The following is a 14,784-nucleotide window of genomic DNA, read 5'->3' as shown; positions in this document are numbered from 1 at the left end:
GATGCGTACTAATTACACCTTAGCGCATCGTAATGCTTGCAAAGCCTTGCAAACTCCACATTTTAAGGAATGCGATAACGCTATCGCATTATGCATTCGCATATACTAATATATCTAAGATCGAAACCGGACCCCACGCCGATGCCCTACCAGCCCCCCTCTGCCACGCCCCCTGCGCCCGCAGCCGCCGAAATGGCCGGCAATGCGCAGGCCGCTGCAGCCTACCTCAAGACACTTGCCCATGAAGGGCGGTTGATGATCCTGTGCCATCTGGGTGCAGGCGAAAAATCTGTGGGGGAGTTGGAAAACCTCTTGGAAATCCGGCAGGCCGCGGTCAGCCAGATGCTGGCACGGCTGCGCGAAGAAGGGCTGGTTTCCACCCGGCGCGAAGGCAAGACGATCTACTATTCCCTGGCGGATGAGAACACCAGCGAGGTGATCGCCCTGCTCTACCGGCTGTTCTGTGGCCCGGCGGCCCACAGCTGACCCTGTGAGCCCTTCTGCCCTCCGCTTATGATCGAGGCGGGGTGGTCCTTCGCCAGACGCGGGCTTGCCAATCCCCTGATATCGCAAGAAACTGCGCCCATGTTTCGCCGATACCGCCTCTGCCTTGCGCTGATGTTCAGCCTCTTCGCCGCCCCCCTGTGGGCGGAGCAGATTACGGTTTTTGCCGCCGCCAGCCTGCGCAACGCATTGGAAGAGGTCGGCAACACCTGGGCAGAAAACACCGGCCATCGCCTGCGCTATTCCTTTGCAGGTTCCTCAGCCCTGGCACGTCAGGTTGAGGCCGGCGCGCCTGCCGATCTGATCATTCTGGCCAATGAGGCCTGGATGGATCATCTGGATGGGCAGCGCCTGCTGCAACAGGACAGCCGTGTCGATCTTCTTGGCAACGCGCTGGCGCTGATCGGCCCGGCGGGCGCTGCGCCGCTGGACCTTGGCCCGGGCATCATCGAACGGCTTGGCGACGGTCGGATGGCCATGGCGCTGATCAACGCTGTGCCTGCCGGGATCTACGGCAAGGCCGCGCTGGAAACACTTGGCCTGTGGCAAGAAATTGCACTGCAGGTGGCGCAGACGGACAATGTGCGTGCCGCCCTTGCGCTGGTCGCACTGGGGGAGGCCCCATTGGGCATTGTCTATCACTCCGATGTTTTGGCGGAACCGCGTGTGCAGCAACTGGCACGGTTTCCCAGCGACAGCCACCCTGCGATCCTCTACCCGGCCGCCCTGACTGTGGACAGCCGATCAGAGGCCGCTGCGGATCTGCTGGAACATCTGCAAAGCCCCATTGCCAAAGAGGTTTTCCTGCGCCACGGTTTCACCATCCCAAGCGAATAGGCCCAGCCCGTGATGCAGTTTCTCAGCCCCGAAGAATGGACCGCCGTTGCGTTGTCGCTGCGCGTGGCCTTCTGGGCCACTCTGCTGGCGCTGCCGCTGGCGATTGCCGTGGCCTGGTGGCTGGCCCGGCGGGAGTTCTGGGGTAAACAGCTGCTGAACGGGCTGGTGCATCTGCCGCTGATCCTGCCGCCCGTGGTGACCGGTTACTTGCTACTGTTGACCTTTGGGCGCCGTGCCCCGGCAGGTGCCTGGCTCGAGGAAACCTTTGGCCTGATCTTCGCCTTTCGCTGGACGGGGGCTGCACTGGCGGCGGGGATCATGGGCTTCCCGCTGATGGTACGCGCCATCCGCTTGGCGATTGAGGCAGTGGACCCAAAACTGGAAGAGGCCGCCAGCACGCTTGGCGCTTCCCGCGCTTGGGTCTTTGTCACCGTGACACTGCCGCTGATCCTGCCCGGTGTGATCGCCGGAACGCTTTTGGGTTTCGCCAAGGCGATGGGCGAGTTTGGTGCAACAATCACCTTTGTGTCGAACATCCCCGGCGAAACACAGACCCTGCCCTCGGCCATTTACGCCTTCTTGCAGGTGCCGGGCGGTGAGGCCTCAGCCTTGAGGCTGGTCGTCATTTCGGTGGTCATCGCAATGACCGCGTTGTTGTTGTCAGAGACGCTGGCGCGCCGCGCCGCTAAACGGGTGTCCGGCAGATGAGCATTTCGATCAACCTGCATCACCAGTTTCCCGAGCTGACACTCGATGTCGATTTTGACGCCCCTGCTGGAGTGACCGCCCTTTTCGGCGCCTCGGGGTCCGGTAAAACAACGGTGGTCAATGCGGTTGCGGGGCTGCTACAGCCGGATCGTGGCCGGATCAGCGTTGCGGGCACGGCCCTGTTGGACACCTCGGCAGGCCTGAGGTTGCCGCCCCACAAACGCCGCATCGGCTATGTTTTTCAGGAGGGGCGGCTGTTCCCCCATCTGTCGGTGCAGCAAAACCTGCGATATGGCCGCTGGTTCGCCGGGCTGCGTGGCCCCTCACAGGCAGAGGATCATCTGGTCGAAATGCTTGGCCTTGGTGCCCTGCTGAACCGGCGCCCCGGGGATCTGTCAGGCGGTGAGAAACAGCGCGTCGCCATCGGCCGCGCCCTGCTGAGTGAACCGCGCCTGTTGCTGATGGACGAACCGCTGGCGGCGCTGGACGGTCCCCGCAAGGCCGAAATCCTGCCCTACCTGGAGCGCCTGCGCGACGAAACACAGGTGCCTATCCTCTATGTCAGTCATGCCATCAGCGAAATCGCCCGATTGGCCACCACGGTTGCCGTGATGGAACGTGGCCAACTGCGCAAGGCCGGGCCAACAGGGGATATTCTGGCCGATCCCAGTCTGGCCCATGCCATCGGGCTGCGGGACACTGGCGCCTTGCTGACCGGCCGGGTGGTCGCGCATCACATGGACGGGCTGAGTGAACTGGCGGCGGGTGGGGGTAAGCTGTTCCTGCCCAAGGTCCCGAATGCCCTTGGCGAACAGCTGCGTGTTCGGATAAGCGCCAAGGATGTGATGCTGTCCCGCGACCGCCCCGTCGGCATCTCAGCGCTGAACATATTGGACTGTGAGGTTAGCGAGATTCGCCCCGGCCGTGGCCCGGGTGCCTTTGTCCGACTGAAAGCGGGGGCGGATCACATTCTGGCCCGGGTGACCAAACGGTCGGTTAACGCATTGGGTTTGGCGCCTGGCCTTTCCTGCTATGCGGTGATCAAATCCGTATCCGTCGCCCGTGCCGATGTTGGGGCTGATGTGGGCACCGAGGCAAGTTCCGACCACGCATAGGGCGTGGATTAACCCTCCCAGCCTTCGCGTTTCATATAGCGCTGCAGCCCTGCCATGCCGCCCAACCAGCGTTCATAATCCTGCGCTTTGTTCTGCATATAACCCAGAACCTGCTGATGCGGCAGGATCAGGAACCGCCCCTCTGCGACCGCATCAAGGGTGAACTGCGCCACGTATTCCGCGCTCAGCACCCCGTCTTTGGATTGCGGCCCCTGCGAAATCCCCGCCAGCATCGCGGTATCCACACCCTGGGGGCAAAGGATGGAGACCTTTATCCCATCATCGCGGTGGGTGATCGCCAGATTTTCGGCAAACCCAACAGCTGCATGTTTGGTGGTGGAATAGACCGCACTGCCCACCTGGCTCAGCAATCCCGCGGCCGAGATCGTGTGCAGGAAATGCCCCTGCCCGCGCGCCTTCATCCGCGGGATCAACACCCGCGCCGCCCGCACATGGGCCAGCACGTTGACCTCCCACGCTTGCTGCCAAACCGCATCAGACGCGCCACCTGCATTGTCAAATTCCGGGTCAAACCCCGTCGCGATCCCCGCGTTGGAACAGAACAGATCAATCGGACCTTCACGCCCCTCTACATCGTCGATCAGGGCTGTCAGCGCGGCCCCGTCACGCACGTCCAGCACCACACCCCGGCCACCGATCTGTTGCGCCAGCGCCTGCGCCCCATCGCCGTCCAGATCCGCGACCACCACAGTGGCCCCGCGTTCAGCAAGTTCGCGCGCCAAGGCAGCGCCAATGCCTGCGGCACCACCGGTGACCACCGCAACCTGTCCCTGAAACCCTGTTTGCTCTGTCTGCATGGTGTCCCCCTCTTGCCGCAGGTTGAGAGTGACCTGCCCGCCACGACCTTGCAATGGGCCGGGCGCTTTGACACAACGTCACTACCGCAACTGAGGCAAACCGCGATGTCGAAACTAATCCTGATCCTGAATGGCCCTAACCTGAACCTGCTGGGCACCCGCCAGCCTGAGGTTTACGGCGGCGACACGCTGGCAGATGTGGAACGGGACTGCGCAGCGCAGGCGGCTGAACTGGGGCTGGACGTTCAGTTCCAGCAATCCAACCACGAAGGTGCGCTGGTGGAAATGATCCAGGAGGCCCGCGAAACCTCGGCCGGGATCATCATCAACCCGGCAGCCTATTCGCATACCTCTGTGGCCATCCTTGATGCGCTGAACATGTTTGATGGCCCGGTGCTGGAGGTGCATATCTCCAACATCCACAAACGTGAGGCGTTCCGCCACCACTCCTACATCTCAGCCCGCGCAGACGGGGTAATCGCCGGTTTCGGGGTAGAGGGCTATCAACTGGCCCTGCGTCGCATGGCCAGCCTGTTGGGCTGAGGCCTCAGTACGGCAGGCCCACGTAGTTTTCCGCCATGGAGATCTGGGCGGCCTCACTCTGTTCCAGATAGGCCAGATCCGCCAATTGCATCTTTCGGTCAAACGCCCCCTGATCGGGATAGCGATGCAGAAGGTTCGACATCCACCAGCTGAAGCGTTCGGCCTTCCAAACACGGGCCAGCGCTTTTTCTGAATAGCGCTCCAACCCCTCGTCCTCACCATGCAGGTAGTGCTGCATCATCCCGTGGTAAAGATAGAAGATATCAGACGCCGCGGTATTAAGGCCCTTGGCCCCTGTGGGTGGCACGATATGCGCCGCATCGCCACATAGGAACAGCTGCCCCCAGCGCATCGGCTCGGTCACAAAAGACCGCAGCGGTGCGATGGATTTCTCAATCGACGGCCCGGTGATCAGCTGGTCCGCCGCTGCATCTGGAATACGGCGTTTCAACTCCTCCCAGAAGGCCGCGTCAGACCAATCATCGGGCCGGTGATCCAACGGACACTGCACGTAATACCGGCTGAGATTGTCATTGCGCATCGAACACAGGGCAAACCCACGGTCCGAATTTGCATAGATCAACTCATGATGCACTGGTGGGGTTTCTGACAGGATGCCCAGCCAGCCAAACGGGTAGATCTTTTCATACTCACGGCGCTTTTCTTCGGGGATCGTTTTGCGCGACACACCGTGAAAGCCATCGCAGCCCACCACGTAATCACATTCAATCCGATGGCTCTTACCGTCCATGGCAAACGTCACATGCGGGCTCTGCGTGGTGACATCTTCGATCTGCACGTCGTCCACATTGTAGAGGATCTGTCCATCCATCGCTTCACGCGCCTCATAGAGGTCACGGGTCAGCTCCGTCTGGCCGTAGACCATGACCGAGGCCCCGGCACGGGCGGCAAAGTCGACGCGGAATTGGTGATTGTCATAAGCGATCAGCGTGCCGTCATGGGTAAATCCTTCGACATCCATCCGCGCGCCAACGCCCGCTTCGCGCATGAGGTCAACAAACCCACGTTCCAGCACCCCGGCACGGATCCGGCTCAGCACATAGGCTTTGGTCTTGCGCTCCAGCACGATGGTGTCGATGCCCTTGCGATGCAGCAGTTGCGACAACAACAACCCCGAGGGCCCCGCCCCAATGATACAGACCTGCGTGCGCATATTCTTCTCCTGTTCGCTGGCCTCCACCCTACCAGCCCTACCGAAAACGGGAATGGCACCACACGGCAGAAGATGGTAGAAATCGAACATCCAGATCTCGGAGCGGCCCATGTCAGAAATTCCCGCCTATACCCTTTACGGCGAAGAGCGTTTCTTGCCCGACGCCCTGCATATCGAAGCCATCAAAGATCGGGCGGGCACCCTGGATTGGAGTATCTCTGCACATCAGCACCCGCATCTGCACCAGCTGTTTCTGATTGAGGCCGGCGGCGTGACCCTGCGGGTTGAGGGTGAAGCCCAGCGCCCTGAGCTGCCCTGCCTTATCTCCATCCCGCGCGGCGTGGTGCATGGGTTTACTTTTACCCCGGGCACCCGCGGCTGGGTGATCACCGTACAAACCGCCGCCCTGCCTGACATGTTCGCCCCTGCCAGCGATCTGGCCGGTGTTTTGGCCGCTTGGGGCATCGTGCCCGGTACCGGTGTGATGCGGCAGACGGCAATGGCGCTGGCGGCGGAACATGCCCAGCCCGATAAGGGCCGTGCCACGATGTTGCGGGCTTTGGCGGCGCAGATGCTGTGCCAGGCCGCCCGCGCCCTGCCCGATCCGCAAGCCCAGGCGCCGGGCACCCGCGCTGCCGAAATCCTTGCCGGTTTCGAACATCTGCTACAGACCCATGTGCGAAATCGTTGGCAGGTGGCAGATTACGCGACCGCGCTGGCACTGACGCCCACCCACTTAAGCCGTGTTTTGCGCGCAGCAACGGGGCAGTCTGCCTCGGCCACGATTGAGGCGCGCACTTTTCAAGAGGCCTGCCGCCAACTGGCCTATACGCGCCTGGATGTGCGCCAAATCGGCTTTGACCTCGGTTATGAGGATCCGGCCTATTTCTCACGCCAGTTCCGCCGCCACGTCGGCGTGACGCCCAGCGCCTATCGCAAAAGGGTGAACGCTGGCTAAGCCCTGATCCAGACCCCTAGACATTCCACCCCAGATCGGGTGCTCTGCGCGCAAGTGCATTGCAAGGAACATCCAGATGGCCCGTATCGTTTTTGACCTCGACGGCACGCTGATCAACAGCGCGCCGGAAATCCAGTTTGTCGCCAACTCCCTTTTGGCGGATCGCGGGCTGGACCCGCTGAGCCTGCAGGAAACCATCGGGTTCATCGGCAATGGGGCCGCCGTGTTGATCGAAAAGATGAGCCTGGCGCGCGGCATTGAGCCCAGCGAACACGCTTCTTTGCTGGCCACGCTAGAGGAACGCTACATGCATTCCTCGGACAAATCCGAGGTCTATCCGAATGTCGTGGCGGCACTGGACAACCTGCACGGGGCGGGCCATCGCCTGGGCGTTTGCACCAACAAGCCACTTGCCCCGGCCAAGGCGGTTCTGGCCCATCTGGATCTGGCCAAACATTTCGATGTGGTTCTGGGCGGCGACAGTCTGCCTCAGCGCAAGCCTGACCCGGCACCGCTGCACGCCACGTTTGACGCGCTTGGGGAGGGGCCAGTGATCTACGTAGGTGACAGCGATGTAGACGCGGAAACCGCCCATCGGGCCGGGGTGTCTTTCCTGTTGTTCACTAAAGGCTATTGCAAGGTGCCCCATGCCGAGCTGCCCCATCACGCACTGTTTGATGATTTTGCGCGGCTGCCGGAATTGGTTGAGGCGTTGGTCTAACGGAGGGACCGCGCCCGAACCGAGGGGTGGAAGCAAAGCGCCCGCCCCGTGGGGGCGGTTCGGACGCTGCCAAATCAGAGATTTGGCGTGACTACACTTTGGCAACGAAAAAAGGCGGACCAGATGGCCCGCCTTCTCAAATTCACGGCAGCGCCGCTCAGAAGCTCAGGCTGGCAAGCGCATCTGCGTAGATGTCAAACAGCTCATTCAGCTGCGCCTCGGTGATGATCAGCGGCGGACACAGGGCCACGGTGTCACCAAGGTTCCGCACGATCAGACCACGCTCCATACAGGCCGCCGACATGGCCGCGCCCGCAACGCCAACCGCATCGCCCTGCTGTTTCAGCTCCAACGCGCCGATCAGGCCAATGCCGCGCATCTCTTTGACCAGCGGATTGTCAGTCAATGCCGTCAGGCGTTCGATGAACAGCGGTGACAGCTTGGCAGCATTGCCAACCAGATCACGCTCTTCGATGATCTTGATGTTTTCCAGCGCCACGGCTGCACCAACCGGATGGCCGGACCCGGTATACCCGTGACCAAAGGTGCCGATCTTGTCGCTTTCGTCCGCAACCGGTTGATAGACACGATCGTTCATCATCACCGCCGAGATCGGCATGTAGGAAGAGGACAGCTGCTTCGACATCACCATGATGTCAGGCTCAATCCCCATGGTTTCACAGCCAAACATCTTGCCGGTACGGCCAAACCCACAGATCACCTCATCCGCGATCAGCAGGATATCGTATTTCTTCAGCACGGCCTGAATAGCGGCCCAGTAACCCTCAGGCGGAACAATCACGCCGCCTGCACCCATCACCGGTTCACCAATGAAGGCAGCGATCGTGTCGGGGCCCTCGGACTGGATCATATCGTCAAGCTCCTGCGCCAGACGGGCGACGAACTGTTCCTCGCTCTCGCCGTCCTGCGCGAAGCCACCGTAATGCGGGCAGCCGGTGTGCAGGATGCCGGGCAGCGGCAGGTCAAAGGACATGTGGTTATAGGGCAGACCGGTCAGGCTGGCCGAGGCCACGGTAACACCGTGATAGCCTTTGATCCGGCTGATGATCTTCTTCTTTTCCGGGGTGCCCATCGCATTGGCGCGATACCACAGCAGCTTCACCACCGTGTCGTTCGCTTCTGAGCCGGAGTTGGTGAAGAACACCTTGGACATCGGCACCGGTGCCATCTCGATCAGCTTCTCAGCCAGTTCCACCGAGGGGGTGTGCGATTTCTGGGCGAAGGTGTGGTAATAGGGCAGCTTCTGCATCTGCGCGTTGGCGGCATCAATCAGGCGCTGTTCACCAAACCCAACGGCAACCGACCACAGGCCAGACAGGCCTTCGATATAACGCTTGCCGGTGTTGTCAGTGACATAGATGCCCTCACCCTCTTCCAAGATCAGGGAGCCTTCGGCCTCCATCTTGCGGGCGTTAGAATAGGAATGCAGCTGATAAGCGGCGTCCCGCGCCTCGATCGAGTTTGGCTGCACAGTCATGGGCGATCCTCCAAAGGGGCGGGCGCAGGGCCCGTCAGGTTGTCTTTGCAACTTGATGCGCGGATTCGCGGGCGCGGCTCAAGTCGTTTTTCAGAATATGATCAAATTTTTCCCCCCCTGCCAAGAGCGAACGACCCGCCAACCTTCCGTTGCGACATTCGCCGCCTAAATGCTGGACACATGTGCCCGCTCTCATCGAAGCTGTGGCAAAGACGCAAGCGGTGGAGGGGACAATGGAATTTGACTACGTGATTGTGGGCGGCGGATCCGGCGGGGCAACGCTTGCGGCGCGCCTCAGCGAAGATCCAGAGGTTTCCGTTTGTCTGCTGGAGGCCGGTGGCGCCGGCAAAAGCATCTTTGTACGCGCGCCCATGGCGGTGGTTGCGATGCTGCCCAACTATGTACGGCTGAACAACTGGTGTTTTGAAACCGTCCCACAGAAAGGCCTGAACGGCCGCAAAGGCTACCAGCCGCGCGGCAAGGCGCTGGGGGGATCGTCAGCCATCAATGCCATGCTCTACGTGCGGGGCCATGCGGGCGACTACGATGAATGGGTGGATCTGGGCTGCACGGGCTGGGGCTGGCAGGATGTGCTGCCCTATTTCCAGAAGTCCGAAAACAACGAACATGGCGGCGATGAGGTGCACGGCGGCGACGGGCCGCTTCAGGTCAGCGACCAGAAAGCGCCGCGCCCGATCTCCCGCGCCTTTGTCGAAGCGGGCGCGCAATTGCAGCACCGCGTGGTGGAGGATTTCAACCGCGGTGACAACGAAGGCATCGGCCTCTATCAGGTCACCCAGTTTCACGACCCCGCCAAGAACGGCGAACGTTGTTCAGCCGCCGCGGCCTATCTGCACCCGGTGATGGAGCGGCCCAACCTCACCGTCCTCACCGGCGCGCATGCGGAACGGATCCTGTTTGACGGCAAGCGCGCCACAGGTGTCAGCTATCGCCAGAAACGGCAGAGCCATAAGGTCAGCGCCAATCGTGAAGTGGTGTTATGTGGCGGGGCCTTTAACTCCCCCCAGCTGTTGCAGCTGTCTGGGGTTGGTCGCGCGGAAGACATCACACCGCATGGGATCGACATGGTGCATGAACTGCCGGGTGTCGGGCAGAACCTGCAGGACCATCTGGATTTCACCCTCGCCTATAAGACCAAGGATACGGACAACGTCGGCATCGGGCTGCGCGCCTCCTGGCATGCGCTAAAAGAAATGCTGCGCTGGCGCAAGGATGGCAACTCGATGGTGGCCACCCCCTTTGCCGAAGGCGCGGCCTTCCTGAAAACCTCCCCTACGGAGGAGCGGCCGGACATTCAGCTGCATTTTGTGATCTCGATTGTCGACGACCATGCCCGCAAGCTGCATCTGGGGCACGGGTATTCCTGCCACATCTGTGCGCTGCGGCCCTATTCGCGGGGGTCGGTTGGTCTGTCCTCGGCTGATCCGATGGCGCCGCCGCGCATTGATCCGGCCTATCTGAGTGACCAGCGCGACCTGGATCTGATGATCAAAGGCGCCAAGATGACCCGCGACATCATGAAAACCGAGCCGCTGAAATCCTACGAAAGCAAAGAGCTGTTCGGCATTTCCGACGGGATGAGTGATGCCGACTGGGCCGCGAAAATTCGCGAACGGGCCGATACGATCTACCATCCGGTGGGCACCTGCAAAATGGGCGTCGATGATATGGCCGTGGTGGATCCCGAACTGCGTGTGCATGGGCTTGAAGCGCTGCGTGTTGTCGATGCCTCGGTCATGCCGCGGCTGATTGGCGGCAACACAAATGCCCCCACCATCATGATCGCAGAAAAAGCCGCAGACATGATGAAATCGGCCAGATCAGCCTAACACCCCGCGCCGGACACGCGGTGTTTCACCAGAAAAAAGGCCGCCCAATAAAGGGCGGCCAAAACGTTGCAGGTGGGGAGATCACGCCGCAACTGAAGGAGAATATCCTTGGTCTGGCACAGATTTCTGTGCCTTTCCCGCGACGTAGACCTGATCCACCGATCGGTCATCGCCCAACATCTGCAGGATGAACAACTCTTCCGACAAGCTCTCAGCGCGTTCCATCCGCAATTCCATCGCGGCCGTGGCCCGGGCGTTCAGCACCACGACATCTGCCTCGGTGCCAGCCTCCAGCGTGCCGATTTTATCGTCCAAACCCAAGGCAACCGCATTGCCGCGGGTGATCCAGTGGAAGGCCCGCAGCGGGTGCAGTTTCTGGCCCTGCAATTGCAGGATCTTGTAGCCCTCATTCAGGGTCTGCAGCATCGAATAGCTGGTGCCGGCCCCGATATCCGTGGCGATGGCATTGGTGATCCCGCTGTCGCGCAACCCGCCATCGTCAAACAGGCCAGAGCCCAAAAACAGGTTAGAGGTCGGGCAGAACACCGGCTTGGCACCGGTGCTGGTCATCACATCAATCTCACGCTGTTCCAGATGGATGGCATGGCCCAACAGCGCCTTATCCGACAGCAGTCCGTATTTTTCATAGACGCCCAAATAATCCGGCGCCTCTGGGTAAAGCTCCTTGGTAAAGACGATCTCATCATGGTTTTCGCTGAGGTGGGTCTGCATGTAGCACTCGGGGTGCTCAGCCATCAGGGTGCCCGCCATCTCCAGCTGCTCAGGGGTTGAGGTGATCGCAAATCGCGGCGACACCGCATAAAGCGCCCTACCCCGGCCATGCCATTTGGCAATCAGCTCCTTGGTTTCGTCATAGCCCGTTTGCGCCGTATCGCGCAGCGCGTCAGGGGCATTGCGATCCATCATCACCTTGCCGCCGATCATCCGCATGTCGCGGCGCGCGGCCTCCTCGAAGTAAGCCTCGGCCGAGGTTTTATGCACCGAACAAAACGCCACTGCTGTTGTGGTGCCGTGACCCACGATCAGCTCATAGAACCGGCGGGCCATCGCGGCGCTATGTTCCGGCGCGACGAAACGGGTCTCTTCAGGGAAGGTGTAGTTGTTCAGCCAGTCCAGCAGCTGATCCCCCCAGGAAGCAATCACCTGCACCTGCGGGAAATGCATATGGGTGTCGATGAACCCCGGCATCAGCAAATGCGGACGGTGGTCCACAACCGGGACGCCGGCCGCCTGAGGTGCAACATCCTCATATGCGCCCATCGCCGCGATCCGGCCCCCTTCAATCAGCAGCGCACCGTCTTCGATATAGCGATAGGCGTCTGTGTCGCGGTGATCCAGCGGTTCGGCGGTAAAGCTCAGCACGCGCCCCCGCAGGAGCTTCTTCTCAGGCGTTGCATTCATCGGTTCAGTCATCCCTTCATGAGAGGAGTAAGGGGTAAAATTCAGGTTTATGTGGTGCGGGCCGTGACGGGGAAATGCCGGGCCCGCACCGTCAGGCTGTCGGATGCCGGACAGCCTATCTTGGTGGCTTATTCAGCCGGGTTTGCTGTGGGTTCATCCACCACGGCGTATTCGTTCACCAGTTCGTCTTCCTTGTGGAAGGCGGGATAGATGAACAGGAACGCAGCCGAGATCAGATAGCCCATCGAGACGGCATTCAGATCCGGCCAATGCAGGCTGGCGCCGTGGATGATGCCGACCATCGACATGCCGGTTGCCGCCAGGGCAAAGCCCCCTGCAGCGCGGAACTTGCCGTCGATGACATAGGCCACGATGGCGCCCCAGATCAGACCGGTCAGGATGGCGCCCTGGCTGAGGGCCAGATGCCCCTCAAAATGCGCGCCTTGCTGCAGCAGGGCGGCGGTCAGCGCCGGGTCCCCCATCTGCGGCAGCCCTTCAACCCCGGTGGCGCCAAGCGCCCCCATCAGCGATCCCCATTTGGTCATTAGGAAAGCCGACACATGCGGCATCATCGCGATGGTCACCGCGGCCACATGTTCGGTTTTGATCGAATGGGCGGTGTTGGTGATCAGGCTCAGCGCCACAAAAACCAGAACCGGCGCAGCAGCCGCCACGGGGATCAGGTTGTTGAGGAACGCCAGCAGGCCAAAGAAGGCCGCCACCGGGATCACCACACCAACGCCGATGATGTAACCGGCATGTGCCCCCATCCGCTTATAGGCCGGGTGGCCGATATAGGCGGTGGTCGGGAAAGGCGAGCCAAAGACCGCACCCACCATAGTGCCCAGACCATCGGTGATCTGGCAGGTGGCCACAGGGTAGTGATCGCCCGCCGCTTCGGCACTTTCGACGTTGTTCATGGTTTCGATGAAGTTGTAGATCTGCACCGGCACCAGAACCAAGAACAGCTCGGGGTTGGCGAAGAGGTGCTGGATCCCCGCAATCAGGTCCCCCACATAGGGCAGCGGCGGGTAGAACCCGACCCCCTCGGCCGAGATCTTGGCCTCCCCCATCGCCAGCGCCACCACGGTGCCGACGATCAGCGCCAACAGACCCGCAGGAATGTTGAACGGCAGGCGGAAGCGACCAACCAAGCCCCAAAGGATGATGATCATCGAGGCAAAGCCGATGAACGGATGTTCAAACACCGTTGCCAGTGGCACCGTGCCGATAAAGACCAGCGCAATACCGCAAAGCGTGCCCAGCATACCGGCGCGCGGGGTGACCCTCTTCAGCCAGGGGCCAACAACTGCGCCAAGCGCCGCTACAATACCGCCCATGAAGCCCGCGCCAATACCAACCTGCTAGGCCAGCATCGGATCGTTTGTGGACCAGTAGATCGGGCCGATCACACCGAAAAGATAGACAAACATCACCGGGGTGGAGATGCCATAAGGCAGTGCGGTGACATCGCGACCGTGCTGCTTTGCTGCGCGTTTGGCCAGGCCAACATAAACCGCGATACCAGCCAGTATAGCGACCGCAGCCCCCGGTACGATACGTCCAAAGACAATCTCGGCAGGCATGCCAAAGACAAACTGACAGATGCCCGCAAGCACCATCAGGTTGATCAGATTATCCGTAAAAAGCGCCCAAAAGGCACTGAAATCGCTGCGTGAAAACAGCGCATAGTTATAGCTCCCTGCCCGCATGGGTGGGTCCTCCTTTGTTCACCGTCGTAAACCGCTGCGCCTGTCCTCCTTTGGCGCGCGGGTGCGATTACTGCGCCGCCAGTGGCGGTTCAGCAGCCCCCGAGGGGGCGGTTGCGGCAGTTTCAGAGGTCAGCGCCGTGATCACTTCGGCCACCACAAGGGCGGCGATCACAGCAGGCCGCTTGTCGCGGCTACCGCCTGCCCCAATGGGGCAGTTCAATGCTGCGATGGAGCTCAGCTCCTCGCAGTGTTTCTCGGTCCATTTGCGGAACTTCACCCGCTTGGTGGCCGAACCAATCATCCCGACATAGGCCGCATCACCACGGCTGAGCGCCGCCGATGTCAGCAGGAAATCCAACCCATGATCATGGGTCAGTACAATGTAGGCGCTGCCGGGTGGCGCCGTCATGATGTCAAACTCAGGGATCGCGCTCTGGCGCTCTTCGACCTTGGCCTGCGACAGCGCCAGCTCTTCGCTGCGCTGATCCACCAGAACGCAATGCACAGGCATATGCTGGAACTGATCCGCCAGGGCACGGCCAACATGGCCCGCCCCCAGGATATAGACATGCGGCAGCAGCCCCGCCTCAACCTCAGCCCGGGCCAAAGCAGCGTCACGGTCGCCGTCGCTCATCCGGGTGAGGGACACCTCAACCCGGCCACCGCAGCATTGACCTATTTCCGGTCCCAGCGGCAGATCCAACTGGCAAGCGATATCACCATTGGCCAGCAGACGGCGTGCCGCATCTATGGCACGATGTTCCAACTGGCCGCCGCCAATAGTGCCAAACAGCGCCTCTTCGGTGACAAACATCTCCGTTCCCATTTCCCGCGGCGACGAGCCACGCACCCGGGTCAGGCGCACGCTGACCACAGGCTCACCTGAGGTGAGAAAGGTTTGAAGATCCGCCACCGAAGCCATCC

At 61.1% G+C, this 14,784-nt stretch carries 13 protein-coding genes and 1 pseudogene; 8 read left to right on the top strand and 6 right to left on the bottom strand.

Annotation, left to right across the window (positions count from 1 at the left end):
- Window positions 1-141 precede the first annotated feature (141 nt).
- From TL5118_RS02065 to modC, 4 genes are all read left to right on the top strand, one after another.
- Window positions 142-486 carry an ArsR/SmtB family transcription factor gene (locus TL5118_RS02065; protein WP_058243223.1) on the top strand — a complete coding sequence of 115 codons (345 nt, stop codon included), beginning with the start codon at window positions 142-144 and terminating at the stop codon, window positions 484-486.
- 99 nt (window positions 487-585) lie between these two features.
- Window positions 586-1,341 (top strand): molybdate ABC transporter substrate-binding protein, encoded by a 756-nt coding sequence (gene modA, locus TL5118_RS02060; RefSeq protein ID WP_058243224.1) that lies wholly within the window; start codon window positions 586-588, stop codon window positions 1,339-1,341.
- A 12-nt stretch (window positions 1,342-1,353) separates the two neighbouring features.
- Window positions 1,354-2,049 (top strand): molybdate ABC transporter permease subunit, encoded by a 696-nt coding sequence (gene modB / locus TL5118_RS02055; RefSeq protein WP_058243225.1) that lies wholly within the window; start codon window positions 1,354-1,356, stop codon window positions 2,047-2,049.
- On the top strand, window positions 2,046-3,164 hold the full coding sequence (gene modC / locus TL5118_RS02050; RefSeq protein ID WP_058243226.1) for a molybdenum ABC transporter ATP-binding protein: 1,119 nt from the start codon (window positions 2,046-2,048) through the stop codon (window positions 3,162-3,164). The genes modB and modC overlap by 4 nt, the downstream gene beginning before the upstream one ends.
- Window positions 3,165-3,172: 8 nt before the next feature.
- Here the strand turns inward: modC and TL5118_RS02045 are convergent, their stop codons facing one another.
- A complete protein-coding gene (locus TL5118_RS02045; RefSeq protein ID WP_058243227.1) occupies window positions 3,173-3,982 on the bottom strand; it encodes an SDR family oxidoreductase in 810 nt (269 codons plus the stop codon).
- Between the two features lie 105 nt (window positions 3,983-4,087).
- On the opposite strand from TL5118_RS02045, the gene aroQ reads away from it, so the two are divergent.
- Entirely contained in the window at window positions 4,088-4,525 is a 438-nt protein-coding gene (gene aroQ, locus TL5118_RS02040) for a type II 3-dehydroquinate dehydratase (RefSeq protein ID WP_058243228.1), read from the top strand.
- Window positions 4,526-4,529: 4 nt separating this feature from the next.
- Here the strand turns inward: aroQ and pobA are convergent, their stop codons facing one another.
- Entirely contained in the window at window positions 4,530-5,699 is a 1,170-nt protein-coding gene (gene pobA / locus TL5118_RS02035) for a 4-hydroxybenzoate 3-monooxygenase (protein WP_058243229.1), read from the bottom strand.
- Window positions 5,700-5,808: 109 nt separating this feature from the next.
- On the opposite strand from pobA, the gene TL5118_RS02030 reads away from it, so the two are divergent.
- Window positions 5,809-6,657: a helix-turn-helix domain-containing protein gene (locus TL5118_RS02030; protein WP_058243230.1), complete on the top strand. Its 849-nt coding sequence runs from the start codon at window positions 5,809-5,811 to the stop codon at window positions 6,655-6,657.
- Window positions 6,658-6,733: 76 nt separating this feature from the next.
- On the top strand, window positions 6,734-7,378 hold the full coding sequence (gph, locus tag TL5118_RS02025; protein ID WP_058243231.1) for a phosphoglycolate phosphatase: 645 nt from the start codon (window positions 6,734-6,736) through the stop codon (window positions 7,376-7,378).
- Window positions 7,379-7,535: 157 nt separating this feature from the next.
- Here gph and TL5118_RS02020 read toward each other — a convergent pair whose 3' ends face one another.
- The gene (locus tag TL5118_RS02020) at window positions 7,536-8,876 is read right to left on the bottom strand and encodes an aspartate aminotransferase family protein (protein WP_058243232.1); all 1,341 of its coding nucleotides are present in this window, start codon (window positions 8,874-8,876) and stop codon (window positions 7,536-7,538) included.
- 233 nt (window positions 8,877-9,109) lie between these two features.
- On the opposite strand from TL5118_RS02020, the gene TL5118_RS02015 reads away from it, so the two are divergent.
- The gene (locus TL5118_RS02015) at window positions 9,110-10,726 is read left to right on the top strand and encodes a GMC family oxidoreductase (protein ID WP_058243233.1); all 1,617 of its coding nucleotides are present in this window, start codon (window positions 9,110-9,112) and stop codon (window positions 10,724-10,726) included.
- A gap of 81 nt (window positions 10,727-10,807) precedes the next feature.
- On the opposite strand, the gene guaD is transcribed toward TL5118_RS02015, so the two are convergent.
- The 3 genes and pseudogenes from guaD to xdhC form a co-directional block, all read right to left on the bottom strand.
- Window positions 10,808-12,160 (bottom strand): guanine deaminase, encoded by a 1,353-nt coding sequence (gene guaD, locus TL5118_RS02010; protein WP_242601704.1) that lies wholly within the window; start codon window positions 12,158-12,160, stop codon window positions 10,808-10,810.
- A gap of 116 nt (window positions 12,161-12,276) precedes the next feature.
- Window positions 12,277-13,860, bottom strand: a pseudogene (locus tag TL5118_RS02005) (permease family protein).
- A 67-nt stretch (window positions 13,861-13,927) separates the two neighbouring features.
- Window positions 13,928-14,782 carry a xanthine dehydrogenase accessory protein XdhC gene (gene xdhC / locus TL5118_RS02000; RefSeq protein WP_058243236.1) on the bottom strand — a complete coding sequence of 285 codons (855 nt, stop codon included), beginning with the start codon at window positions 14,780-14,782 and terminating at the stop codon, window positions 13,928-13,930.
- Window positions 14,783-14,784 lie beyond the last annotated feature (2 nt).

It is taken from the genome of Thalassovita autumnalis (assembly GCF_001458255.1).
Classification (GTDB): domain Bacteria; phylum Pseudomonadota; class Alphaproteobacteria; order Rhodobacterales; family Rhodobacteraceae; genus Thalassobius; species Thalassobius autumnalis.
Note: the sequence above shows the minus strand (reverse complement) of the source record. Positions and strands in the feature narration are given on the sequence as shown.